Source organism: Bifidobacterium saguinibicoloris, assembly GCF_019331725.1.
GTDB lineage: Bacteria > Actinomycetota > Actinomycetes > Actinomycetales > Bifidobacteriaceae > Bifidobacterium > Bifidobacterium saguinibicoloris.
In genome coordinates, this window is sequence record NZ_JAHBBF010000008.1 from 1 (window position 1) to 25,174 (window position 25,174).

Genomic DNA, 25,174 nt, shown 5'->3' on the forward strand with positions numbered 1-25,174 from the left:
TGCCCCGCCCGCTACACCGCTCTCGCTACACTGTTGGGGTGATGAATACGGATAGGAACAACCCCCTGCGCATGCGCCGCAAGCCCGAAGTGCTGGCGCCGGCCGGCAACCTGCGCGGCCTCAAGACCGCCGTCGACTACGGCGCGGACGCCGTCTACTGCGGCGGCAAGGCGTTCGGCATGCGGAGCGCCCCGAAGAACCTGAGCCTCGAGGATTTCGAGGAGGGCGCCCGCTACGCCCATGAGCGCGGCTCCCGCGTCTACGTCACCCTCAACGTCCTGCCCCGCAACGCGGAGGTGGAGGCGATGCGCGAGTACATCGGCCAGCTCAGGGACACCGGCATCGATGCGATGATTGTCACCGACATCGGCGTGATGATGATGGCCCACCAGATTGCCCCGGACGTGGAGCTGCACGTCTCCACCCAGGCCGGCGTCACCAACTACGGCGCCGCGCAGGCCCTGTACGAGTTCGGCGCCCGCCGCGTGGTGCTCGCCCGCGAGATGGACCTGCAGGCGGTGCGCGACATCCGCGCCCGCATCCCCGACGACATGGACATCGAATGCTTCGTGCACGGCGCGATGTGCATGGCGTTCTCCGGGCGCTGCCTGTTCTCCAACTATCTGACCGGCCGCGACGGCAACCACGGCGAATGCGCGCAGCCCTGCCGTTGGAAGTATTCGATTGTGGAGGAGAAGCGTCCCGGCCAGTACTTCCCGATCGAGCAGACCGAGGAGGGCGCGTACCTGTTCAATTCGCAGGACATGTGCATGCTCGACCACATCGACGATCTCATCGATTCCGGCGCCACGAGCCTCAAGATCGAGGGTCGTTCCAAGTCCGCGTACTACATCGCCGCGATGACGAACGCGTATAAGACCGCCGTCGACGAGTACATGGTCCAGCGTGGTTTCGAGGCCGCCGACGGCACCGTGCTCATGCCGTTCCGCGACCGCGTGATCCGCGAGGGGGACCCCGATTTCGCCGCGTCCGCCGACGCGGCGCCCGACGCCATCGAACGTGACGCCGACAAGGCGTTCGCCGGCGTCCCCGGCGGCGACGTGGGGCTCGAGTTCGCAGGCCCGGCGTCCGATGCGTCCTCGTCCGATGCGTCCGCCGCGCCCGTGGAGGACGCGGCCGCCCGTTCCGCTGGCGGCGCGCAGCTCGACGAGCTGAGCTACAAGGCCCGTTCCGCCCGGCGCAAGTCCAACACGCGCGAGGAGGTGCTGCCGGAGGGCTGGCATCACGCGAAGGTCCGTCCGGCCCCGCATGTCACGCTGCCCGGCTGGCTCCTCGAGGAGCCGGACAAGGTGGCTCACCGCGACTATTCCACCGGCTTCTACTATCCGGAGCACAAGGTCACGCAGAACACCAACCGTTCCGCCTACTTCCGTTCGTGGATGGTGGTGGGCGAGGTGCTCTCGTGGAGCCCGGAGCGCGGCGGCCGCGTCACCATCATGAGCCGCAACAAGATCGAGCCCGGACAGCTCGTCGAGTTCCTGCTGCCCGGCGAGCCGCCGCTCGCCTACAACGTACCCGCCGATGGTCTGGAGGACGCCGACGGCGTGCCCGTCGCGGCCATCAACAATCCCGCGCACGTGTTCTCCTTGCCCTGCCCGCATGAGGTGCCGGAGAACGCGGCCATCCGCTCGCGTACGAAGAAGCCCACGCTCAAGGCCGAATGACCAAGAGCCCCACGCCGTACCCACATCCAAGGAGACACCATCATGAGTGAAATCGACGAGACGATCCTCGACTCGAATCAGATCAGCTCCACCGACAAGGCCGGCCGTCCCATCCCGGTGACCATCCCGATCGCGCTCGCGCCCGGCGTCACCGTGGTGTACACCACGCGCCTCGGCGGCCTGTCCACCGGCGATTTCGGCAACCTCAACTTGGGCGGCAAGTCCGGCGACGACCCGGAGGCGGTGCTGTCGAACCGCATCGCGCTCGCCGAGGCCGTCGGCGCGCGCCTGTCGCTCGTCTCGCAGGTGCATTCCGGCACGGCCGTGGACGTGGACGAGCGGTTCGCCATCAACACGCCGTTCGGGTTCGACGTGTCCGGCACGCGTTCCGACGCCGACTACGCCTCCGCCACCGGCGAGGCGACCAGCCCGTCCGAGCCGTCCGATTCCTCCGCCGCCGACGCCGCGACCCCGCAGGTCGTGGAGGCCGACGGCCAGGTCACGTCGCGCACCGGCGTCGCGCTCGGCATGTTCGCGGCCGACTGCCTGCCCGTCCTGTTCGCCGACCCGACGGCCGGCGTGATCGGCGCCGCCCACTGCGGCCGCCGCGGTCTGGAACGCGGCGTCATCCAGTCGACCGTCGACCTGATGGTCGCCAAGGGCGCGAGCCCGGAGAACATCGTGGCCACGTTGGGCCCGTGCATCTGCGGCGACTGCTACGAGGTGGGCGACGAGGTCGCCGACACGTTCGTCAAGCGTTTCCCGCTTACCAAGACCACGTCCCGGTTCGGCGGCGCCGGCATCGACATCGCGGAGGCGGCGCGCATCGACCTCGCCTTCGCCGGCGTGCACCAGGTGGTCGATTCGATGCCGCGCGTCCACGCCGCCACCGAATACCTCGAGGAAGACGCCGAGCTCGCCGAGCTGTGCCGTACCGACGGCGAAGGGCCGGCGGAACTCCGGGAGCGCATCGCGGGTATCGAGCACAGCATGTGCACGTTCGAGAACCCGCTGTGGTATTCGCACCGTCGCGCCGTGAAGGCCGGCAAGCGTCATGAGGGGCGTCTGCTCGCCCTCATCGTCCGCCACTGACCCGCCACTGACCCGCCATCGACCCGCCATCGACCTGCCATCGATTCGCCGCCGACCCCGAAAAGCCGGGCCCTCCGCCGTGTACATTCCGTGCGGAAGCCTGTGGCCCGGCTCACACCCCGCCGCGCCGCGTTCTACGGTGGAGGCATTATGACCGAGAGAGAGAACCGTGATATGACCGTCGACGGCATCGCATCCGTGCAGTCCGAGAGCGCCGCCCCCGAAGCCCCCGCACCCCAGTCCGCGCCCGTCGTGGCGGTGGTGCTCGCCGCCGGATTCGGCACGCGCTTCGACCCCGACAACCCCAAGCAGCTCGTCTCCGTGGGCGGCAAGCCCATCGTGTGCTGGAGCATCGAGGCGTTCGAACGTTGCGCGCGCGTCACCGACATCGTCGTGGTCGTCAACCCGAAGGTGCGCGACGAGGTGGAGCGGCTCATCGGCGAGGCCGGGTACGCCAAGGTGCGCATCGTCATCGACGGCGGCGAGGAGCGCGTCGACAGCACGGCCGCCGCGCTCGACATGCTCGCCCAGGCCGGCATCCCCGGCGACGCGAAGATCCTCATCCACGATGCCGTCCGCCCGTTCGTCGCGCAGTCGGCGATCGACGGCTCGATCGACGCGCTCGACGGGTTTCGCGCCGCCACCGTCGCGTACGCGTCCACCGACACCGTGCTGCTCACGCGCGACCTCGGCGACCGCAAGGTCGTCGCCCGCGTGCCCGACCGTCCGGACACGTACCGCGCGCAGACGCCGCAGTCGTTCCGCTTCTCCACCATCCGGCGCGCCTACGAGCTTGCGGCGGCGGATCCGGACTTCCACCCGACCGACGACACGCGCGTCGTCGTCGACTACCTGCCCGACGTGCCGGTCGCCATCGTCTCCGGCAGCGAGACGAACCTCAAGATCACGACGCTCGCCGACATCCCCACGGCCGAACGCATCGCCGCCGACCTCACGCACCATATGACGCGCGAGGAGGCGAAGGCGCGCATGCACGCCATGTTCGCCGGCGCCGCCGCCCAGATGCACCGTCGCTGAACGTCACGCCGCGTCCGGAGGCCGGCGGCGCGTCGTGACGGGCCGCGTCCCGTCCGAAAGGCCGGCATGGCCGTACGGGTACACTGGGTGCCATGCAGCAGTTCAGTGTGGTGATCTCCGGCTTCGACCATTACGAGGACGTCCGCGTCAACCCGTCCTACGAGGTGCCCAAGGCGCTCGCCGAAACCGGCGTGGACGGGCTCGAGGACGTGCGCGTCGACATCCACGCGGTGAGCCTGCCGGTCAGCTTCGCCAAGGCGTGGCCCACCCTGCTCGACACCATCGAGACCGTGCACCCGCAGATCGTCATCGCCACCGGGCTCAAACACGCGGCGCGCGGCGTCATGCTGGAGCGCTGCGCCACCAATCTCATGGACGCGGCCAAACCGGATGCGGACAACGTGGTGCCGCGCCGCGCACCCATCGATCCGGACGGTCCGGCCGCCTACTGGACGCGCCTGCCCCTGCGGTCCATCCTCGCCGACTTCGCGCACGACGGCATCCCCGCCACCCTGAGCTCCGACGCGGGCACGTTCGTGTGCAACTCGCTGTTCTACAACCTCCTCAACTGGACGAGCGCTCAGGAGAAGGTGCTCTCCGGCTTCGTGAGCCTGCCGCTCATCAACGAATCCCGGCACCCGCAGCACGGACTGCCGCTGCGCCAGCTCGTCGCCGCCGGCGCGGACGTGGTGCGCGAGAGCGTGCGCTACTACCGCAGGCCCAGCTCCGAGGACATCCTCATCGCCTGAGCGCCGGCAACGCCCGCGGAATGGAGCGGGCCGCGGAACGGGGGCCGCGCGGCCAGCGGCCGGTCTGCGGGAGGCCCGCGCACCCCGCAACACGCACGGTTCGAACGAAACAAGAACATGCTGTGTGAATCGCACGGTCGTTCAGCACATTCCCAGCGGGCATGGGCTAGGATGCGTAACGAACACGCCCATGGGGGACCAACGTGACCACCGCATGAATCGGACGGCCAAAAGGCCGCCGCCGGACCATACGGCCGGAACCGGAGGGGAAGCCAAGCGGGGCGGTCAATCGAGCGAGTGAGTGCGGCGGAAGCCGAAGGCAGCCGAAAGGATAGGAACATGGACCAGTTCCCGATCGTGTTGAGGGGTTACGACAAGGACAAGGTGGACGAGGCGTTCGCCACCGCGCAGGCCAGCGTGCGCCAGGCGCAGCGCACCCTCGCGGACATGCGCGAGCAGATCGCCGCCAACGACGACCGCATCCTCCAGCTCCAGGCGCAGCTCGAGGAGGAGAAGAAGCGCAAGCCCGCCGGCAACAGCTTCGCCTCCCTCGGCGCCAACGCCCAGCAGATGCTCGCCTCCGCCGAACAGACCAGCACCGAACTGCTCGAACGCGCCAAGGCGGACGCCGCCACCACGCGCAAGGCCGCCCAGGCCCAGGCCCAGACGCTCATCAACAACGCCAAGCTCGACGCCCAGCACATCGTGGAGGACGCCAACAAGAAGGCCTCCTCGCTGCTCGACCAGGCCAACACGCAGGCTGAGACCATCACCACCTCCGCGAAGAACGACGCCGCCCAGCTGCGCGCCGAGACCGCGAAGAACGTCACCGAGCAGCGTCAGACCGTCGAGCTCGAGCTCGCCAACGCGCGCGAGGAGCACAACAAGAAGCTCGCTTCCGAGCGTTCCAGCCAGGAGCGTGAGCTCGCCGACCTCAAGGCGGAGGCGACCGCGCAGATCGCCGCCCAGCGCAAGAGCACCAACGAGGAGCTCACCCGTCTGAAGTCGGAGGCGAACGACCAGATCGAGGCCGCGCTCGCCGAGGCGAACAAGAAGCTTGCCGACGTGCGCGAGCAGGTCTCCAAGATGATGACCGACGCGCAGCGTAAGGCCGGCGAGATCACCGACGAGGCCAAGGCCAAGGCGCAGGAGATCACCGACGACGCCGAAGTGCACCGCACCAAGACCATGAGCCAGGTCAACGCCGAGGTGGAGCAGATCCGCAAGGACATCGCCGCCCAGCAGGACGAGGCCACCAAGAAGGTGGGCGAGCTGCTCGACAGCCTCGAGGAGCGTCGCGCCGCCGCCAAGAAGGAGGCCGACGAGCTCATCGGCCAGGCCAAGATCGTGCGCGGCGACGCCGACTCCTACGCCGCCGCCAAGCGCGGCGAGGCGGACACCCAGGCCGCCGAGATCGTGAAGAAGGCCGGCGAGGAGGCGGACGCCCAGATCGAGGAGCGTCGCGCCGCCGCCCAGAGCGAGCTTGACGGGCTGAAGAAGCACATCACCGAGCTGCAGCAGCGCGAGGCGCAGATCACGCAGCGCGTGAGCGAGCTGCGTCTCATGTTCGCCAACGCGTTCTCCGGCTTCCTCGGCGGCCAGTCGCCCGCCGCGCCGGACGTGCCGCTCGCCAACGTGGTGCCTGGAGGCACGGGCGCCGCCACGTCCGTGGCCGAGGCCATGGCCGCCGCGAACGGTCCCGCCCCAGCTCCGGCCGCTCCGGCCGATTCGTCCGCTCCGGCGGACGCCGCCGGTCAGGACGGCGACGCCGATTCCTCCGACGCCGGTGACGCCGGTAATGCCGGTGACGCCGGTCAGGGCGACGGCCAGGCTCCGGCCGAGGCCTGATCGCCCTTCCGCCTTCCGATGACGGCCGGTCCTCGCGCGAGGACCGGCCGTTTTTTCGTCCCGCTCCCGACCCCGCGCACCGGTTTCCGCGTGTCGCGCGAGCGGGTAAGCTGTACTCCGGCATCCACCACCCACAAGGTGGCCGAAGATACGAAAAGGAGCATACGGACATGACCAATCTGCAGCCGTTGACCGGTGACGCGCTGAACGCCCTGCGCGACGAATTCGACGCGGACGGCACCAACCGCATGGCGATGAACGCGGTGACCGCCGCCGGCATCGACACCGTCGCCAAGAACTATGATCGCGCGCGTCTGCTGCAGCGTCGCTTCTCCACCGTCGTCGACAACGGCGAAGCCACCCACCAGGATCGTTCCGGCCGTTGCTGGCTGTTCAGCTCCCTGAACGTGGCGCGCTTCGTGGCCAAGAAGAACCTCGGCCTCAAGGAGTTCGAGTTCTCCCAGAACTACGCCATGTACTACGACAAGCTCGAGCGCGTCAACTACTTCCTGCAGGACGTGGCCGCCCTCGTGCGCGCCGGCGAGCCGGCCGACTCCCGCCTCATCCAGCACCTCCTCGCCGACGTGATGGGCGACGGCGGCCAGTGGACCATGGCGATGAACATCTACAAGAAGTACGGCGCCGTGCCGAAGGACCTCTACCCGGAGACCGCCTCCTCGAAGAACACCGGCGAGATGAACACGCAGCTGCGCCACATGCTGCACACCGCCGTCGCCCGCATGTTCGCCGCGCAGGCCGCCGGTGACGACGCCGCCATCGACGCCGCGATCGCCGAGGCCCGTTCTGCCGGCCACCGCATCCTCACCATCCACCTGGGCGAGCCGCCGGTCTCCTTCGACTGGGAGTGGACCGATAAGGACGGCGAGTTCCATCGCGACGGCGAGATCACGCCGCAGGAGTTCTGGACGAAGTACGTGGGCTCCGCGGACCTCGAAAGCTACGTGTGCCTCGTCGACGACCCGCGCCAGGAGCATCCGAAGGGCCGTAAGATCGCCATCGAGCACCTGGGCAACGTGGCCGGCGGCGACGCCACCGAGTACCTCAATGTGCCGAACCAGTTCATGAAGGACTGCGTGAAGAAGATCCTCGTCGAGCAGGGCATCCCGGTGTGGTTCGGCGCCGACTGCCACCCGTTCATGGACCGTGAGTCCGGCGCGTGGGCGACCGACCTGTTCGAGTACGGCTCCATCTACGACTTCGACTTCGATCTGGACAAGGAGGCGCGCGTCCGTTTCGCCGATTCCGCGATGAACCACGCGATGGCGTTCGCCGGCGTGGACGTGGCCGAGGACGGCTCCACCCGCCGTTGGCGCGTGGAGAACTCCTGGGGTACGAAGATCGCCGACAAGGGCTACTTCACGATGAGCGACGACTGGTTCACCGAGTACGTCTACGAGGTCGCCGTGCCGAAGGCCCTGCTGCCGGAGGAGTACCTCAAGGCCCTCGAAGAGGACGCCATCAGCCTGCCCGCGTGGGATCCGATGGGCGCGCTCGCGTGAGAAAGAGCCCGGTGGGCTCTTTCGCGAGCGCGCCGAGCCGCGACAGCGGCGAGGTATGGTTTCCAGCCCCGAACGCTGTTTTCCCGGCTTCCCGGCCGACAGGCCGGCAGCGCTGGCATAGCGAAGAGCCCTGTGGGCTCTTCGCGCCAGCGCGCCGAGCGGCGGACGAAAGTCCGCCGCGAGGAAGCTCTTGGTGTGTGGAAGGGCTGTCCATAGGTCTGTCCGCGACAGCGGCGAGGTATAGCTTTCGGCCCCGTACGCTGTTTTCCCGGCTTCCCTTTTCCCGGCTTCCCGGCCGACAGGCCGGTTACGCCCGCCCCGCCTGCAGGACCGGCGCATGACGGCCGACCGTTCCACGAAACGGTCGGCCGTTTCTCATTCCGTGGCATCGCCGCTACAGTGGTGTCCTTGTTGCATACCGCATCGTCCGCCTGTCGGGGCTTATGACGGGAGGGCGCGTCGTTTCAGGAAAGGAGAGTCGGCATGGCAGCACTTCGTGGTCCGGATAGTTCCGAGGACGCACAGCGTTTGGGGGAGCAGGCCGTCTTTCCCGAGACCGTCGACGTCAACATCCGCCAGCTCGATCCGATTCCCGCGCCGCGCGCGTTCCTGAAGGAGCTGCCGCTCACGGACGCGATGAGCGATTTGGTGCTTCGCTCCCGTCAGGCCATCCGCGACGTGCTGCATGGACGCGACGATCGTCTGCTGGTCATCGTGGGCCCGTGCTCCATCCACGATCCGAAGGCCGCGCACGAGTATGCGGAGCGTCTCGCCGCTGTGAACCGTGAGCTCGACGACCGTCTGCTCATCGTCATGCGCGTGTATTTCGAGAAGCCGCGTACCACGATCGGCTGGAAGGGCCTCATCAACGATCCGGATCTGGACGGCCGCTTCAACATCCGCAAGGGCATGTGGCTGGCCCGCAAGGTCCTCACCGACGTGCTGAACCTGGGGCTTCCCACCGCCACCGAATGGCTTGACCCGATCACCCCGCAGTACATCTGCGACCTCATCAGCTGGGGCGCGATCGGCGCGCGCAACACCGAATCGCAGGTGCATCGCGAGCTTGCCTCCGGCCTGTCCATGCCGGTGGGCTTCAAGAACGCGACCGACGGCTCCATCAAGCCGGCGGCCGATTCCTGCTATGCGGCCGCGTTCGAACATCATTTCCTGTCCATCAACCTGGACGGCCGTGTCATCTCCGCGGAGACGAAGGGCAATCCGGACTGCCATCTGGTGCTGCGCGGCTCGAATCACGGCCCGAACTACGACAAGGCGTCCGTCGCGCAGGCGCTCGCCGATTTGAAGGCCTCGAAGGCGTCCGGTCCGAGCGAGCATGGTCTCATCATCGATGCGGCGCATGGCAACTGCGGCAAGGACGAGGTGCGTGAGGCCGAGGTCGTCGAGGAGATCGCCGAGCGTGTGGCCCAGGGTGAGCCGGGCATCCTCGGTGTGATGATGGAGAGCTTCCTTGTGGCCGGTCATCAGAAGCCGGCGCCGCTCGACCAGCTGGTCTACGGCCAGTCGGTCACGGATTCGTGCGTGCCGTGGGACCGTACGGAGGAGCTGCTGCATACGCTGGCCGACGCGGTCAGCGCCCGTCGCGCCCTGTAGGGCCCGCCTCCGATCGTCTCCCAATCGCTGTCCGTTCTTGGCCCCGCAACGTCGGCTTCTCCCGGCACTGCGGGGCTCGGCTATGCTAGGGGCTGGAATAGCGAGTAAGGGAGACGAACAGACCATGCAGCAACAGCAGCCGCAGCTCAACAAGCCGGAGGATCTCAGGGCCATCCGCGAGGCGATGGAGGAGGGCAAGAATCCGCTCGTCGCCACGGACGTGCCCCGCTGGGAGGATCAGGTCGGCATCAGCCGCATCGTGAACCGCCGTGTTCTGGAGTTCGAGGTGTTGCCCACGCCCGCCCAGGTGCTCGCCGACCTGCCGCTCACCAGCGAGGCGCAGGAGATCGTCGCCTACTCGCGTGACGAGATCCGCGCATGCCTGTACGGGCAGGACGACCGTCTGCTGGTCGTCGTGGGCCCTTGTTCGGTGCATGATCCGGCGGCCGCGCTTGATTACGCGCATCGTCTCGCCAGGCTCAAGGACGAACTGGGGGAGCAGCTGCTCATCGTCATGCGCGTCTACTTCGAGAAGCCGCGCACCACCGTCGGCTGGAAGGGCCTCATCAACGATCCGGACATCGACGGCTCGTGCAACATCAAAAAGGGCCTGCTGCTGGCCCGCCGCACGCTGCTCGGCGTGCTGGGGGAGGGGCTCGCCGCGGCCACCGAATTCCTCGAACCCACCAGCCCGCAGTTCATCGCGGACGCGGTGAGCTGGGGCGCGATCGGCGCGCGCAACACGGAAAGCCAGGTGCACCGGCAGCTGGCCAGCGGCCTGTCCATGCCGATCGGCTTCAAGAACGCGACCGACGGCTCGGTCAAGGCCGCGTCCGATTCCTGCTTCGCCGCCGCCCAGCAGCACACGTTCTTCGGCATCGACCACATGGGCCGCGCCGCCGTGGTCAAGACGCTCGGCAACCCAGACTGCCACGTGGTGCTGCGCGGCTCGAGCTCCGGACCGAACTACGGCAGGGAGGACATCGCCGCCGCCCTCGACACCATCCGCATGCGCATGCCCGCCGATTCCGCCGCCGCGCACGGCGTCATCGTCGACTGTTCGCACGGCAACTCCGGCAAGGACGAGCACCGTCAGGCCCAGGTCGTGCGCGAGATCGCCGCACGCATCGCCGCCGGCGAACGCGGCATCACCGGCGTGATGATGGAGAGCTTCATCGAGGGCGGCAACCAGCCGGCCGCGCCGCTGCCGCAGCTCGTCTACGGCAAGTCGATCACGGACCGGTGCCTGTCCTGGACGGATACGGAGACGCTGCTGCGCACGCTCGCCGAGGCGGTCGCCACTCGACGCTGGAACTGAACGCGCGCGGCTGACGCCGGCCGAGCGCCGGCCGGACGGCGGACGGACACCGTCCGTCGCACGGACGGCCGGATAGTCATCTGTCCGCAATGTGAACAGTATCGCCTTCGAAGTCACGACGCGAGTACACCTATATGGCAGCACAGCGGTGTGCGGACACCGCTGCAAGCCACAAGCCGAATCGGATTCGTCCGCGCACCCCGCATACATACGGGCACCTGCGATACACCCGCGGGAACCACCCGAATGAGAGAAGCAAACCAAGCAGGGGCCGGGCGCACGCCCAAGGCCCCGTAGAGGGGTATTCCACAATGTCCGCAACCGCAACCGCGACTGCAACCACCAAGGTGAAGAAGGATTCGGTTCCCGAGATCATCGCCGCTTCCATGGTGGGCACCGCCATCGAGTTCTACGACAACTACTGCTATTCCATCGCGTCCGCCAGCTACTTCGGCGCGATCTTCTTCCCGGCCGCCACCAAGGCCAACCCGGCCATCGGCACGATGCTCGCGTTCCTCACATTCGCCGTGTCGTTCCTCGCCCGCCCGTTCGGCTCCATGCTGTTCGGCCACTTCGGCGACAAGATCGGCCGCAAGACCACGCTCGTGGTCGCCCTGATGACGATGGGCATCTCCACATTCCTCGTCGGCTGCCTGCCGGGCTACGACCAGTTCGGCATCTACGCCATCATCATCCTGTGCATCTGCCGCGCCTGCCAGGGCGTGGGCCTCGCCGGCGAATGGTCCGGCGCCGCCCTCGTCGCCACCGAGAACGCGCCGGCCAACAAGCGCGCCCTGTACGGCTCCTTCCCGAACCTCGGCGCCCCGATCGGCTTCTTCTGCGCCTACGGCCTGAACCTGCTGCTCGACACCACCCTCGGCCCGGACAAGATGCAGGCCTGGGGCTGGCGCATCCCGTTCCTGTGCTCCGCCGTGCTCGTCATCATCGGCCTGTACGTGCGTCTGCGCATGACCGAGACCCCGATCTTCCGCAAGGCCGTCGCCAACGACCGCGTCGTCAAGCACCCGCTGCGCTCCCTCGTGCCGTACTGGAAGGAAGTCCTCCTCGGCACCTTCGCCATGGGCATCACCTACACGCTGTTCTACGTGCTCGGCACCTGGTCCCTGAGCTACGGCGTCAAGGTCATGCAGCCGGCGTTCACCCAGAACGAGTACCTCGCCATGCAGATGACCTCCGTGGTCTTCTTCGCGGTCTTCATCCTCATCTCCTGCGTCTACTCCGACAAGATCGGCCGCAAGAAGGTGCTCATCACCACCACCGCGCTGACCCTGGTCTTCTCGCTGTTCGCGATGCACCTGCTCCAGCACAACGTGACGACCGTCATGATCTTCCTGTGCGTCGGCTTCGCGCTCATGGGCTGCCTGTTCGGACCGTGCGGCGCCTACCTGCCCGAGCTGTTCCCGACCAACGTGCGCTACTCCGGCGCGGGCCTGAGCTACAACCTCGCGGCCATCCTCGGCGGCGCGTTCGCCCCGTCCATCGCCACCGCGCTGGTGCAGAAGACCGGCTCCGTGGTGTCCGTCGGCTGGTACATGGCCATCATGGCCGCCCTGGCCCTCGTCGCCCTGTTCCTCATCAAGGAAAGCAAGGACACGAACTACGAGGACTGACCGGCTTCCGTCCGGCCTCCTGACGCCCGGCCTGCGGGCGTCCGATTGACCACAAGCTCCCCTAAGCTCGGAAACGGCAACATTTCCGAGCTCAGGGGAGTTTTCACATGACCAGGACCATTGCGATCATCGGGGCGTTGGACGAGGAGGTCGCGCTCATCGCGCGGTCGCTCGACGGCGTCGAGCACGACCATGCCGCCAGCCTCGACGTGACGTGCGGCACCATCGCCACGAACGGCGGCGAGACCCTGCGCGTGGCCGCCACCGTGGGCGGCATGGGCCTCGTCGCGGCGGCCGCCACCACCCAGCATCTCATCAGCACGTACCGGCCGGAGGCCGTGATCTTCTCCGGCATCGCCGGCAACCTCAACACGCATCTGCACATCAACGACGTGGTCCTCGGCGGCACGCTGCGCTACCTCGACACCGACATGCGTCTCGTCGGTCAGTGGAAGCCCGGCACCGCCGAACACCCCGTCGAGGAGTTCCACTCCGACGACCGTCTCCTCGCCATCGCCGACGAGGCCCTCACCGCCGCCGGCATCACGCACATCACCGGCATCATCGCGTCCGGCAACTACTTCGTCGACACCGAGGCCCAGGTGCGCAAGGTCGTCCACGACACCGCCGCCGACGCCGTCGAGATGGAGGGCGCCGCCGTCGCGCAGATCGCCGCCCGCAACGACGTGCCGGCGCTCGTCATCCGCGCGCTGTCCGACAACGCCGACACCGACTACGAGGTCTTCAAGGAGTTCGACATCAGCGAGTACGCCGACACCGCCGCGCGTCTCGCCGTCGACATCCTCCGACGCATGTAGCCGTCGCGCCGCGATGCGTCGCGTCGCGTCGCACGCCGCCCGTCGTCCGTTCGGTCTGCACGTCGTCTGTCCCGTCCGCGTGCGGAAGATGAACTTCCGCTGAACTTACGTAGTCCACAACGAAACCATGTGCATTTGCCGCTACTGTGGTAGCGAACAGCACACAGGGAAGGGTGGAACCGCATGGTCTGGTGGCAGGTGCTCATCTTGGTGGCGGCGACGGCGTTCGTCGCCGGAGTGGCCGGATACCGCAACGGCACGGAGCATGGCGAGCTCATGGAACGTGAGGCGAACGAACGGACGAACCGGCATCTCGACGCGGACGACGCGCTGTTCGGCTCCGAACCCTCGGTGCGCGCCGCCGAGGAGCAGTTCGTCCACGCCATGCCGGAGGCGGTGATCCTCGTCGATGCCGAAGGCGGCATACTGTACATGGGCAAGGGCGTCTCCGGCTTCGGGCTCGTCGACGGCACGCGCATCGGCGACGAGGACGCGGTCGGCATCCTCTCCCGCGTGGTGGCCGACGGCAAATCCCGCGAACGCGAGATCGCCATCCCCCTGGACATGGCGCATGACGGCGTCATCCCCGGCAATTCCGGCCACGGCGTCCAGGCGGGCGAGACGATGCCCGCCTCCACCCGGTACCTCAAACTGCGCGTCAGCGCCATCGGCGACGACCGGTACGCCATCTTCGTGAGCGACATGAGCGAGCAGCGCCGGTTCGAGGCGATGCGCCGCGACTTCATGACGAACGTCTCCCACGAGCTCAAGACGCCCGCCGGCGCCATCTCCCTGCTCGCCGAGACCATCGGCGACGCCGCCGACGACCCGGACGCCGTACGCTACTTCGCCGGCCGTGTCGCCAAGGAATCCACCAGACTCACCGAACTCGTGCACCGGCTCATCGACCTGCAGAAGGCGCAGGACGCCGGCGGCGTCCTCGACGCACGCCGCCTGTCCGTCATGGCCGTCGCGCGCAAGGCCATCGCCGAGAACCAGGTGCAGGCGGACGGACGGCACATCGCCATCGACCTGTCGTTCGGCGGCGAACCAGCGGGCGCGGAGCCCGCGGAAGGCGAGCCGGACGCGTTCGTCTCCTGCGACGAGGAATCGATCGTCACGGCCGTGAAGAACCTCGTCGAGAACGCCATCCACTACTCGCCCGAACACACGACCGTCCGCGTCGCCGTGACCGCGAACGACACGCGCGTCAAGATCCGCGTCATCGACCAGGGCATCGGCATCCCCGCCGCGTCCATCGACCGCATCTTCGAACGCTTCTACCGCGTCGACCCCGCCCGCTCCCGCCAGACCGGCGGCACCGGTCTGGGCCTCGCCATCGTCAAGCACTCCGTGGCCGACTGCGGCGGCACCGTGTCCGTCTGGTCGCGTGAAGGCGAAGGGTCGACGTTCACCATCGAACTGCCGCGCGACGTGTCCGGCGACGACGATGCGTCCGCTGACGGCGGCGCGTCGGGTGCGTCCGACGCGTCCCGCAAGGGCGACGACGCGGACGGCAGCGGACGCGAACGTCCCGCGCGCAGCGTACGCAACAACGTAGGCGACGACGATATCACGGTGATGGTGCATCGGCAGTGACGCCACGATGGGCGTCATATCGGACGCCACGACGCCGAAACGGATACGTAGCCGATTCGCATCGCAGATGAACACCCGGCGAACGGCTAGGATGGTTTTCGGAAAATCTCATGAAACCCCGACGCGGCATGACGCGGCACCAACGGGGCTTCCCGACGAAAGGTGATCATGACGCGCATACTCATCGTGGAGGACGAGGAGTCCTACAGGGAGCCGTTGATGTACCAGCTCACGCGTGAGGGGTACGAGGTGTCCGCCGCCGCCACCGGCGAGGAGGGCCTCGAACTGTTCACCAAGGGCGGCATCGACTTCGTGCTCCTTGACCTCATGCTCCCCGGCATCGACGGCACCGCGCTGTGCCGCCGCATCCGCGAACAGAGCCGCGTCCCCATCATCATGCTCACCGCCAAAAGCGCCGAGATCGACAAGGTCGTCGGCCTCGAGATCGGCGCCGACGACTACGTCACCAAGCCGTACTCGTTCCGCGAGCTGCTCGCCCGCATCCGCGCCGTCATGCGCCGCAACCAGCAGCCGTCCGGCTCCGCCGACGGCACCGCCTCCGGCGACGACCTGCCGCTGACCTGCGGCGACATCTCCATGCAGGTCGGCCAGCACCAGGTCACCGTGCGCGGCGAGAACGTGTTCTTCCCGCTCAAGGAATTCGAACTGCTCGAATACCTCCTGCAGAACAAGGGCCGCGTCATGACCCGCCACCAGCTCATCGACCGCATCTGGGGCTCCGACTATGTGGGCGACACCAAGACCCTCGACGTGCACGTCAAGCGCGTGCGCGCCAAGATCGAGGAGGACCCGAGCCACCCGAAGTACCTCACCACCGTGCGCGGCCTCGGATACAAGATCGACCAGCCGGTCGCCTGACGGCGTCAGGCGGCGGGTCGATTCGCCCGCCTGTCGGCAGGCCTTCGCCGGTGGACGGTCCACCGGACCGTCCACTGTTCGGCTCAGCCGGTCGCCTGACCGGCATCGGGCCTTCGCCCGCGGGCGGCTCCCTTCCGCAAGGAGGGGAGCCGCCCGTCGTATATGACGGGCGCATAAGGCGGGCGCATACACGCATCGTGCATGGACGATGCCCAACGCGCAAACTACGCCTCCACCCCCGAAAACGACGTAGGCATAAATCGCGGATTGTTCATCGTCCGTTCACCGGTTTCGGCCTTCATCCCCTCGCGACGCCCATAGGCTAGTAGATGTCATGAAATGACGGGCGGCCCATACGGCCGTCGCAGGTTAGTTGATAGAGGGAAAAAGAATGCGTAACAACATCTTCGTGCGCTCCATGGCCGCGCTTTCCGGCATCGTCATGCTGGCCGGCCTTGCCGCCTGTGGTGACAACACCACCAGCGGCAGCTCCAACGGCTCTTCCGAAACCACCAAGTCCGAGCCCATCTCCGGCTCCTTCCAGGGCGCCGGCGCCTCCTCCCAGCAGGCCGCCGTCGAAGCCTGGACCGCCGGCTTCCAGGCCAACAACCCGAACGCCAAGATCGCCTACAACCCGTCCGGTTCCGGCGCTGGCGTCTCCACCTTCCTCACCGGCGCCACCGCGTGGGCCGGCTCCGACAAGGCCCTCGCCGACGACGAAGTCACCAAGTCCGAGGCCGTCTGCGCCTCCGGTTCCGCCTTCGACGTCCCGGTGTACATCTCCCCGATCGCCGTGGTCTTCAACCTCAAGGGCATCTCCGACGCCGGCAAGCACATCAACATGGACGCCTCCACCATCGCCAAGATCTTCGACGGCAAGATCACCACGTGGAACGATCCGGCCATCAAGGAGCAGAACCCGAAGCTCGACCTGCCGAGCACCGCGATCACCGTGGTCCACCGCTCCGACAAGTCCGGCACCACCCAGAACTTCGTCTCCTACTTCAAGGACGTCGCCCCGGATGACTGGTCCTACGACCTCTCCGAGAACTGGCCGAACAACGTCGGCCAGGGCGCCAAGGGCACCTCTGGCGTGATCTCCACCGTGCAGCAGGCCGACGGCACCATCGGCTACGCCGACTTCTCCCAGGTCGGCCAGCTGGGCACCGTGGCCGTGAAGGTCGGCGATTCCTACAACGAGATCTCCGCCGACGGCGGCTCCAAGGTCATCGAGGACTCCAAGCTCGACGACACCGCCAAGGGCGACAACCGCGTGGTCGTGAAGATCAACCACGAGACCGAGGCCAAGGGCGCCTACCCGATCGTCCTCGTCTCCTACATGATCGCCTGCCCGGCCTACAAGGACGCCAAGCAGGGCGAGTTCGTCAAGTCCTGGCTGACCTACGTCACCTCCGATGAGGGCCAGAAGGCCGCTCAGGACGCCGCCGGCTCCGCTCCGCTGCCGTCCAGCCTGACCTCCAAGATCAGCAAGTCCATCGAGGCCATCAAGACCAAGTGAGTCCGGTCCACGGCACGGTCCCGCGACCGTGCCCGTCCGGACGCTGACCCAAGCAATCGTCTCCGATAGCAACCACATCCTTGAGCCGCAGTCGTCATACACGGCTGCGGCTCAAGCCCGGTCAGCACCCGGACACCAGACCAGACCGCTTTCCGCTTCCCCAATTGCAACCCATCCATAAGGAGCATCCGTGAGTTCGCAAGACAAACCGGTGATGCAACCGGCCGGTGGCAAAACCGCCGACAAGGTGTTCAAGGGCGTGGCCTATGGCTGCGGCATCCTGATCCTCGTCGTCCTCGCCGCCGTGTTCCTCTTCCTGTTCTTCCGCGCGTTCCCGCTCATCGGCGGAGACCAGGCCAAGAACAGCGCCACCATCTCCAACTTCACGGGCGGCAAGACCGACAACTTCTGGGGCTACGTGCTCCCGCTGCTGTTCGGCACCGTCCTCGTCTCCATCCTCGCGCTGATCATCGCGTTCTTCATCTCCATCGGCATCGCGCTGTTCATCTCGCACTACGCGCCGAAGAAGGTCGCGACCGGACTGAGCTACGTGGTCGACCTGCTCGCCGCCATCCCCTCCGTCATCTACGGTCTGTGGGGCGGCCTGATCCTGGTGCCGGCCATCTACCCGTTCTGGAACTGGGTGGCCACCTACTTCGGCTGGATTCCGCTGTTCGCCGGCCCGGCCGCCAACCCGCAGCGCACCGTCGGCACCGTGGCGGTCGTCCTCGCCGTCATGATTCTGCCGATCATCACCTCCATGTCGCGTGACATCTTCCTCCAGACCCCGACCCTCCAGCAGGAGGCCGCCTACGGTCTGGGCGCCACCAAGTGGGAGATGATCAAGCTCGCCGTCCTGCCGTTCGGCAAGTCCGGCATCGTGTCCGCCTCCATGCTGGCCCTCGGCCGTGCGCTCGGCGAGACCATGGCCGTGTTGATGATCCTGTCCCCAGGCCTCACCTACTCCGTCAAGCTCCTGCAGGCCTCGCAGAACCAGACCATCGCGGCGAACATCGCGGCCCAGTACCCCGAGGCCGACGAACTCGGCGTGTCCGCCCTGATCGGCACCGGTCTCATCCTGTTCCTCATCACGTTCGTCGTGAACTTCATCGCCCGTAAGATCACCGAGAAAGCGAGTGTCTGATGGCTGAAGAAGCAAAGAAGAAGAACCTCGACGGCGCGCCCGTCATCGACTTCGACAAGTTCCGTCCCACCCGCTCCTCCGAGAACGCCCGCAAGCGCAAGGACGTCTTCATGACCGGCCTCATCGGCCTGTCCTTCGTGATTGCCTGCATCCCGCTGGTGTCCGTGCTCTGGACCACCATCGTCAACGGTCTCAAGCGACTCAACATCAACTTCCTGACGTTCAACATGACCGGCGTGGTCGGCGGCAACCAGACCCCGTCCGGCGGCTACGGCGGCGTCCTGCACGCCATCATCGGCACGCTGGAGATCACCGGCGGCGCCATGGTCATCTCCATCCCGATCGGCATCATGTGCGCCGTGTACCTCGTCGAATACGCGCACGGCGGCAAGCTCGCGATGACGATCTCCCTGCTCGTCGACGTGATGAGCGGCATCCCGTCCATCGTGGCCGGCCTGTTCGCCTTCTCGATGTTCACCATCGTGTTCGGCCCGGGCACCATCAACGGCTTCGAAGGCTCCGTGGCATTGTCCCTGCTCATGCTGCCGACCGTCGTCAAGTCCTGCGAGGAGATGCTCAAGATCGTGCCGAACGACCTTCGCGAAGCCTCGCTGGCCCTCGGCGTCACCAAGCAGCGCACCATCTCCAAGATCGTGCTGCGCACCGCGCTGCCCGGCATCGTCTCCGGCTGCATCCTCGCCATCGCGCGAGTGATCGGCGAGACCGCCCCGCTGCTCATGACCGCAGGATACATCGCCTCCACCAACGTGAACCTGTTCTCCGGACAGATGACCACCCTCCCGGTGTTCGTCTACCAGGAGTACTCGAAGCTCAACGCGAACTGCCCGGTCAACGCCGACGCCACCTGCGTGCCCACCATCCCGATGGAACGCTCCTGGGCCGCCGCTCTCGTGCTGATCATCATCGTGCTGCTGCTCAACCTCATCGGCCGCTGGGTCGCCAAGGTCTTCGCCGTGAAGAGCGAACGCTGACGCCGGCCCGCAACATCGTTTCGTTCGGATTCGTTCGGATCTCAAGGATCTCAAGAAAATAAAGGAAACATCATGGGACAACGTATTGACGTGAACCACGAGAACATCTACTACGGCGACTTCCTCGCCGTGGAGGATGTGAACATCAACATCGAGGCGAACAAGGTCACCGCCTTCATCGGCCCATCCGGCTGCGGCAAGTCCACCGTGCTGCGCACTCTGGACCGCATGCACGAGCTCATCCCCGGCGCGCACGTCGAGGGCGAGGTGCTCCTCGAAGGCAAGAACCTGTACGACGCGGACGTGGACCCCGTGTCCGTCCGTCGTGACGTCGGCATGGTCTTCCAGCGCCCGAACCCGTTCCCGACCATGTCCATCCGTGAGAACGTGCTCGCCGGTGTGCGTCTGAACAACAAGCACATCAGCAAGTCCGACGCGGACGACCTCGTCGAGTGGGCACTGCGCGGCGCCAACCTCTGGAACGAGGTCAAGGACCGTCTCGACAACCCGGGCATCGGCCTGTCCGGCGGCCAGCAGCAGCGTCTGTGCATCGCACGCGCCGTGGCCGTCCACCCGCAGGTCGTCCTCATGGACGAGCCGTGCTCCGCGCTCGACCCGATCTCCACGCTCGCCGTCGAGGACCTCATCAACGAGCTCAAGAGCGACTACACCATCGTGATCGTGACCCACAACATGCAGCAGGCCGCCCGTATCGCCGACTACACCGCCTTCTTCAACCTGAAGGCCGTGGGCCAGCCGGGCCACCTCGAGTACTTCGCGGACACCACCACGATGTTCAACAACCCGCAGAACGACGAGGCCGAGCGCTACATCTCCGGTCGCTTCGGCTGATCGCGCGACGGATTACGCCGTCCCTCTAACCCTGATGCGGAGCCCCGCACCGGATGCTGTTGCCAGTATCGTTGGCCAGTATCCGGTGTGGGGCTTCCGTCGTTTTCCGGGTGGTTTTCGGCTCCGGGGAAGCGGTCCGTCATTGGTTGGTCCGATTGCTTCGCTAACTGGTCTCTCCGCGAAGCGGTTCGGTATGGGGGTGACTGACTGTTTCGCTGACGACCTTCTCCGTGAATCATCCTGTCGACTTTGTGACCGGTTGTTTCGCCGAGACGCTTAACCGCAGCGAACCGTCCTCGCTTCCTGCGCTTCCGTTGCCCCCGGCCGCGCTTTCGGTGCCTCCGGTCGCACCTCAGGCCGAGCTTCCGGATACGAAGAACCCCATCCGCCATGCGCAGCCCGGAGGCTGAGCACAACGGATGGGGGTTGCAGGACTTACATGTGTCGGTCATGTGCCGGTCATGCGCTTATCGGCCACACGGCCACACGGCCAAACCACACAGCCAACAGCCACGCGCCCGTAGGAACTACAGGATCGCCATGCACACGAAGTCGATGATGAACAGCAGCGCCACGATCCAGATGATCGGGTGGACCTCCTTGGCCTTGCCCTTGCAGGTCTTCACGATGCAGTACGCGATGAAGCCGCCGGCGATGCCGTAGGAAATGGAGTAGGAGAACGCCATGAACGCGGTGGCGAAGAACGCTGGGATGGCCGCGGAGATGTCGGTCCAGTCGACCTCCTTGAGGGAGGCGGCCATCATGCAGCCGACGATCACCAGCACGCCTGCGGTCGCGGCGGACGGCACGGCGGAGATGACCGGCGCGAAGAAGATGGACAGCGCGAAGCAGATGGACACGACCACGGAGGTCAGGCCGGTGCGGCCGCCCGCCGCGATGCCCGCGGAGGACTCCACGTACGTGGTGGTGTTCGAGGTGCCGCAGATGGCGCCGATGGAGGTGGCGATCGAATCGGCGAACAGGGCGCGGTCCATCTTGGAGGAGAAGCCGGAGCCGTTCTCCAGCGCCTTCTCGTCCTCGAGGGAGAAGATGCCGGTGCGGCGGCCGGTGCCGAGGAACGTGCCGAGCGTGTCGAACGTGTCGGACATGGAGAACGCGAAGATCGTGACGATCACGAGCGGCAGCCTGCTCAGATCGGAGAACAGCGCCGGGAAGCCTGCCGGCGTGAAGATCGCGCCGAACGTGGTGGGCAGTTCGGAGAACGTCTGGGACAGGGACTGCGAGGAGCCGAAGTTGGTCACGCCGAACGGGATGCCCGCGATGGTGGTGATGATGATGGCGAGCAGCATGCCGCCCTTGACCTTCATCACGGTGAACACGATGGCGAGCAGCAGGCCGATGAGGAACACCCACAGCACCGGGGTGTTGAACGTGGCGAGACCCGGCGTGGCGGCGGTGGCGAGGCCCTTGCCGGCGGCCTTCGCGTCCTTCGGGGTGAAGGTGATGAGGCCGACGTTGAGCATGCCCACGTACGCGACGAACAGGCCGATGCCGCCGCCGATCGCCTGCTGCAGCTGCTCCGGAATGGCCATGATGATCATCTTGCGGATCTTGGTGACGGTGATGAGGATGTTGATGAGACCGCACAGGAACACCATGCACATCGTCTCCTGCCAGGTGAAGCCGAGGCCGAAGCAGACGGTGTAGGTGAAGAACGCGTTGAGGCCCATGCCGGCGGCCTGGGCGTACGGCACGTTGGCGAACAGGCCCATGACGAGCGTGCCGATGATGGCCGCGATGATGGTGGCGAGGAAGACGCCGCCCCACGGCATGCCGGTCTGGCTCAGGATCTGCGGGTTGACGACGATGATGTACGCCATCGCGAAGAACGTGGTCAGACCGGCCAGGATTTCGGTCGAGGCCGTCGTGCCGTTCTCCTTGAGATGGAAGAACTTCTCCATTTTCTCTTCTTTCCTTAATTCCTTGGGTTGTGTGGGAACCGTCCGCCGCGGTCGCGTTCGCGCTGTCGCGGTGGCCCGGTCCCGGCGAGGATCGCGACTCGCCCCGGCCCCCGTGCGTCGTGCGCGTCGACCGTTTCGTCGACGGACGCGCCCGCATGCGCGGCCGGTGGGAACCGTCGCCGATTATATCGCGGGCGTATTGCGCCGCCTGCCCCGGCCATGGCTAGACTGTCCGTTGGAAACGGTCGGACGGCGGCCGTGCGGGGATCCGCCTGTGGTGGCGGACGTCGGCGGACGCCGTCGGATGGCCGATGACGATGGTTGACGACGGATGACGATGGAAGGGGAACAGATGGGCAGGCAGCCGGTCGAGGTGTCGATCCGCGCGTGGAAGAAGAACGTAGTGAAGCCAGGGCGGGAGCGCGGTCGCGTGCTGCTCATGCCCGGCACGGGGTACAACTGCGACCGTCCGTTGCTGTATTGGTCGGCGCAGGCTTTGGTGGAGTCCGGTTGGCGGATCGACCGTATGAACGTCGCGAACGCGTCCGACGACCTGTCCACCGTGATTCCCGTCATCAACGAGGCGATCGACGGTTGGGTCGCGTCCGTCCGCGCCGCGTACGCCGCGTCCCTCGCGTCCGATTCTGTAGGAACGGATGTTGCGGCGACCGGTGAGGCTCGCGTTTCGTCCGTTTCTGTAGGAACGGATGCGATGATGCCGCCCCGTTCGCCGCGTCTGCTACTCATCGGCAAGTCGCTGACGACGATGACGTATCCGCATGTCGCCACGCGGTACGGTCTGCCGTTCGTCCTGCTCACGCCGGTCCTGCATCATGCCGATTTCGATCCGTCGGCGCGCGTGATTCCGGTGCCGCGGGTGGGCGACGACATCATCGCCGAGTCCGACGCCCCGTCCGTCGACGTCGCCAAGGCGGTGCTTGCGGCCGACTCCTCCGGCGTTGCGTCCGATGCTCTCGCGATGGGCGAGGCGGAGCTTGAGCGGTGGCGCGTCTCCCGTTACCCGGGGCCGGCTCCGTTGGTGTGCGCCGGTACGGCCGATCCGTTCTACGATCGCGTCCGCGCCAATGCGCTGACCCCGCACGTTCATGAGTATCCGGATGCAAACCATTCGATCGAGGTGCCTGGGCATTGGCGTCGTTCCCTCGACTATCTCAAGGAGGTCGCCGCCTCCGTCGCCCAGTACGCCGCGACCATCTAGCATCCGTTCGGTGAGGCGTGTGTCGCGTCCGTTTCTATAGGAACGGGTGCTGCGGGGTCCGGTGGGGCCCGTGTTTCGTCCGATTCTGTAGGAACGGGTGCTGCGGGGTCCGGTGAGCTCCCTGTTTCGTCCGATTCTGTAGGAACGGATGTTGCGACGGCCGGTGGGGCCCGTGTTGCGTCCGATTCTGTAGGAACGGATGTTGCGACGGCTGGTCAGGCGCATGTTTCGTCCGTTTCTATAGGAACGGATGTTGCGGCGTGCGACACGCCGCGTCCATATATGTCCGCAACCCCACGTAACTTGTCCACTCGTAAACCACAGACCGTTGGTTGGGGCGTTTACGCGCCCTCGAAGTTTGGTTCGCCAGGCCAGCGCAGGTTGAGAGATATAAGCCCGCTTGCGGGCAGCCGGAAACGGCCTTATGTTGCTCTGCCTGTGCGCAGGGCTTTTTTATTGCCCGGCCGTGCGGATCCGACCTCAGCCAATGATCGACTTAGGAAGGAACGCCATGAAGAGGCCCGAAAAGGAAGCGGTGGTTGCCCAGCTTACGGCTCAGTTCCGTGACGCTGACGCGATCTACCTCACCGAGTACCGCGGGCTTACCGTTCCGCAGGTCGCCGATCTGCGCGAAAAGCTAGGCCGCGATACTTCCTACACTGTGGCTAAGAACACGCTGGCACGCATCGCCGCCAAGGAAGCGGGCATCGAGGGTCTCGACGAGATCCTTTCCGGCCCGACCGCCATCACCTTCGTGAAGGGCGACTTCATCGAGGCTGCGAAGACCATCCGTGACTTCGCCAAGACCAACAAAGCCCTCATCGTCAAGGGCGGCTATGCCGATGGCACCGTCTACGACGCCGAAGGCGCCCAGAAGCTGGCGGACCTCAAGTCCCGCCCGCAGCTGCTTGCCGAGTTCGCCGGCGACATCAAGGCCACGATGTCCAAGGCCGCGTACCTGTTCAACGCCCTGCCGACCAAGGCCGTGCGTACGATCGATGCGCTGCGCGAGAAGCAGGAGAAGGCCGCCTGATTGTGGGACGCGCCTTCGGGCTCGTCGCATGATGATTGGTCACAATTAAAAAGAAACCAAATGTCAGGGGACGGAATACCTCTTCGACTTTAGATCCGTCTCCATTATGGAAAGGAAGCCATTATGGCTAAGTTCACCCAGGATGAGCTGCTGGAAGCCTTCGGTGAGATGACCCTCGTCGAGCTCTCCGAGTTCGTGAAGGCCTTCGAGGAGAAGTTCGACGTCGAGGCTGCCGCTCCGGCCGCCGTCGCCGTTGCCGCTGCTCCGGCCGCCGCCGCTGAGGAAGAGGAGAAGACCGAGTTCGACGTCGTCCTCTCCGCCGTCGGCGACAAGAAGATCCAGGTCATCAAGGCCGTCAAGGCCATCACCGGTGCCGGCCTGGCCGACGCCAAGGGCATGGTGGACGGCGCTCCGACCACCATCCTCGAGAAGGCCAAGAAGGAAGACGCCGAGAAGGCCAAGTCCCAGCTCGAAGAGGCTGGCGCCACCGTCGAGCTCAAGTGATTCGTGCGGCTTGAAGCCGCGTTTCACGCTCGATATCAGCGTTGTGGAAACCCCGCTCCTGCATATGCAGGGCGGGGTTTTCCCGTATCGTGCGCCGCCTTCGCGTCCCGGCTCGCCGGCCGCGCAGAGATTCTGTCAATGCGCACGCCGATAATGCGGTGAAATGGGCGCCATCATGACACAATAAGAAATAGTGTG

General features: G+C 66.3%; 20 protein-coding genes. 19 read left to right on the plus strand and 1 reads right to left on the minus strand.

Annotation, left to right across the window (positions count from 1 at the left end; all coding sequences use genetic code 11):
- Positions 1-41: 41 nt before the first annotated feature.
- From KIH78_RS06275 to pstB, 16 genes are all read left to right on the plus strand, one after another.
- Positions 42-1,685, plus strand: a complete 1,644-nt coding sequence (locus KIH78_RS06275) for a peptidase U32 family protein (protein WP_219131701.1) — start codon at positions 42-44, stop codon at positions 1,683-1,685.
- 42 nt (positions 1,686-1,727) lie between these two features.
- Positions 1,728-2,777 carry a purine nucleoside phosphorylase YfiH/LACC1 family protein gene (locus KIH78_RS06280; protein ID WP_219131702.1) on the plus strand — a complete coding sequence of 350 codons (1,050 nt, stop codon included), beginning with the start codon at positions 1,728-1,730 and terminating at the stop codon, positions 2,775-2,777.
- 150 nt (positions 2,778-2,927) lie between these two features.
- Positions 2,928-3,815: an IspD/TarI family cytidylyltransferase gene (locus KIH78_RS06285; protein WP_219131703.1), complete on the plus strand. Its 888-nt coding sequence runs from the start codon at positions 2,928-2,930 to the stop codon at positions 3,813-3,815.
- A gap of 92 nt (positions 3,816-3,907) precedes the next feature.
- Positions 3,908-4,564, plus strand: a complete 657-nt coding sequence (locus tag KIH78_RS06290; protein WP_219131704.1) for a pyroglutamyl-peptidase I — start codon at positions 3,908-3,910, stop codon at positions 4,562-4,564.
- Positions 4,565-4,903: 339 nt separating this feature from the next.
- A complete protein-coding gene (locus KIH78_RS06295) occupies positions 4,904-6,412 on the plus strand; it encodes a coiled-coil domain-containing protein (protein WP_214315728.1) in 1,509 nt (502 codons plus the stop codon).
- Positions 6,413-6,582: 170 nt separating this feature from the next.
- Complete coding sequence (locus tag KIH78_RS06300) at positions 6,583-7,932, plus strand: C1 family peptidase (RefSeq protein ID WP_219131705.1); 1,350 nt, start codon at positions 6,583-6,585, stop codon at positions 7,930-7,932.
- Positions 7,933-8,415: 483 nt separating this feature from the next.
- On the plus strand, positions 8,416-9,546 hold the full coding sequence (locus KIH78_RS06305) for a 3-deoxy-7-phosphoheptulonate synthase (protein ID WP_236034473.1): 1,131 nt from the start codon (positions 8,416-8,418) through the stop codon (positions 9,544-9,546).
- Positions 9,547-9,670: 124 nt separating this feature from the next.
- Entirely contained in the window at positions 9,671-10,864 is a 1,194-nt protein-coding gene (locus tag KIH78_RS06310) for a 3-deoxy-7-phosphoheptulonate synthase (protein WP_219131706.1), read from the plus strand.
- A 311-nt stretch (positions 10,865-11,175) separates the two neighbouring features.
- Positions 11,176-12,495 carry an MFS transporter gene (locus tag KIH78_RS06315; protein WP_219131707.1) on the plus strand — a complete coding sequence of 440 codons (1,320 nt, stop codon included), beginning with the start codon at positions 11,176-11,178 and terminating at the stop codon, positions 12,493-12,495.
- Positions 12,496-12,602: 107 nt separating this feature from the next.
- On the plus strand, positions 12,603-13,313 hold the full coding sequence (mtnN, locus tag KIH78_RS06320; RefSeq protein WP_219131708.1) for a 5'-methylthioadenosine/S-adenosylhomocysteine nucleosidase: 711 nt from the start codon (positions 12,603-12,605) through the stop codon (positions 13,311-13,313).
- A 183-nt stretch (positions 13,314-13,496) separates the two neighbouring features.
- Positions 13,497-14,912 carry a sensor histidine kinase gene (locus tag KIH78_RS06325; protein WP_236034474.1) on the plus strand — a complete coding sequence of 472 codons (1,416 nt, stop codon included), beginning with the start codon at positions 13,497-13,499 and terminating at the stop codon, positions 14,910-14,912.
- Positions 14,913-15,080: 168 nt separating this feature from the next.
- Positions 15,081-15,791 (plus strand): response regulator transcription factor, encoded by a 711-nt coding sequence (locus KIH78_RS06330; RefSeq protein WP_214315737.1) that lies wholly within the window; start codon positions 15,081-15,083, stop codon positions 15,789-15,791.
- Positions 15,792-16,182: 391 nt separating this feature from the next.
- On the plus strand, positions 16,183-17,310 hold the full coding sequence (gene pstS / locus KIH78_RS06335) for a phosphate ABC transporter substrate-binding protein PstS (protein WP_214315739.1): 1,128 nt from the start codon (positions 16,183-16,185) through the stop codon (positions 17,308-17,310).
- A 190-nt stretch (positions 17,311-17,500) separates the two neighbouring features.
- On the plus strand, positions 17,501-18,454 hold the full coding sequence (pstC, locus tag KIH78_RS06340) for a phosphate ABC transporter permease subunit PstC (protein WP_214315741.1): 954 nt from the start codon (positions 17,501-17,503) through the stop codon (positions 18,452-18,454).
- A complete protein-coding gene (gene pstA, locus KIH78_RS06345) occupies positions 18,454-19,446 on the plus strand; it encodes a phosphate ABC transporter permease PstA (protein ID WP_219131709.1) in 993 nt (330 codons plus the stop codon). Before pstC ends, pstA begins: the two co-directional genes overlap by 1 nt.
- Before the next feature lie 72 nt (positions 19,447-19,518).
- Positions 19,519-20,298, plus strand: a complete 780-nt coding sequence (gene pstB / locus KIH78_RS06350) for a phosphate ABC transporter ATP-binding protein PstB (protein ID WP_214315745.1) — start codon at positions 19,519-19,521, stop codon at positions 20,296-20,298.
- Between the two features lie 527 nt (positions 20,299-20,825).
- Here the strand turns inward: pstB and KIH78_RS06355 are convergent.
- Positions 20,826-22,220: an NCS2 family permease gene (locus tag KIH78_RS06355; protein ID WP_219131710.1), complete on the minus strand. Its 1,395-nt coding sequence runs from the start codon at positions 22,218-22,220 to the stop codon at positions 20,826-20,828.
- A 352-nt stretch (positions 22,221-22,572) separates the two neighbouring features.
- Between KIH78_RS06355 and KIH78_RS06360 the strand changes: the two genes are divergently transcribed.
- The 3 genes from KIH78_RS06360 (at position 22,573) to rplL (ending at position 24,976) form a co-directional block, all read left to right on the plus strand.
- A complete protein-coding gene (locus tag KIH78_RS06360) occupies positions 22,573-23,439 on the plus strand; it encodes a hypothetical protein (protein WP_219131711.1) in 867 nt (288 codons plus the stop codon).
- Between the two features lie 511 nt (positions 23,440-23,950).
- Positions 23,951-24,472 (plus strand): 50S ribosomal protein L10, encoded by a 522-nt coding sequence (gene rplJ, locus KIH78_RS06365; protein WP_214313963.1) that lies wholly within the window; start codon positions 23,951-23,953, stop codon positions 24,470-24,472.
- A 123-nt stretch (positions 24,473-24,595) separates the two neighbouring features.
- A complete protein-coding gene (gene rplL, locus KIH78_RS06370) occupies positions 24,596-24,976 on the plus strand; it encodes a 50S ribosomal protein L7/L12 (protein WP_214313971.1) in 381 nt (126 codons plus the stop codon).
- Positions 24,977-25,174 lie beyond the last annotated feature (198 nt).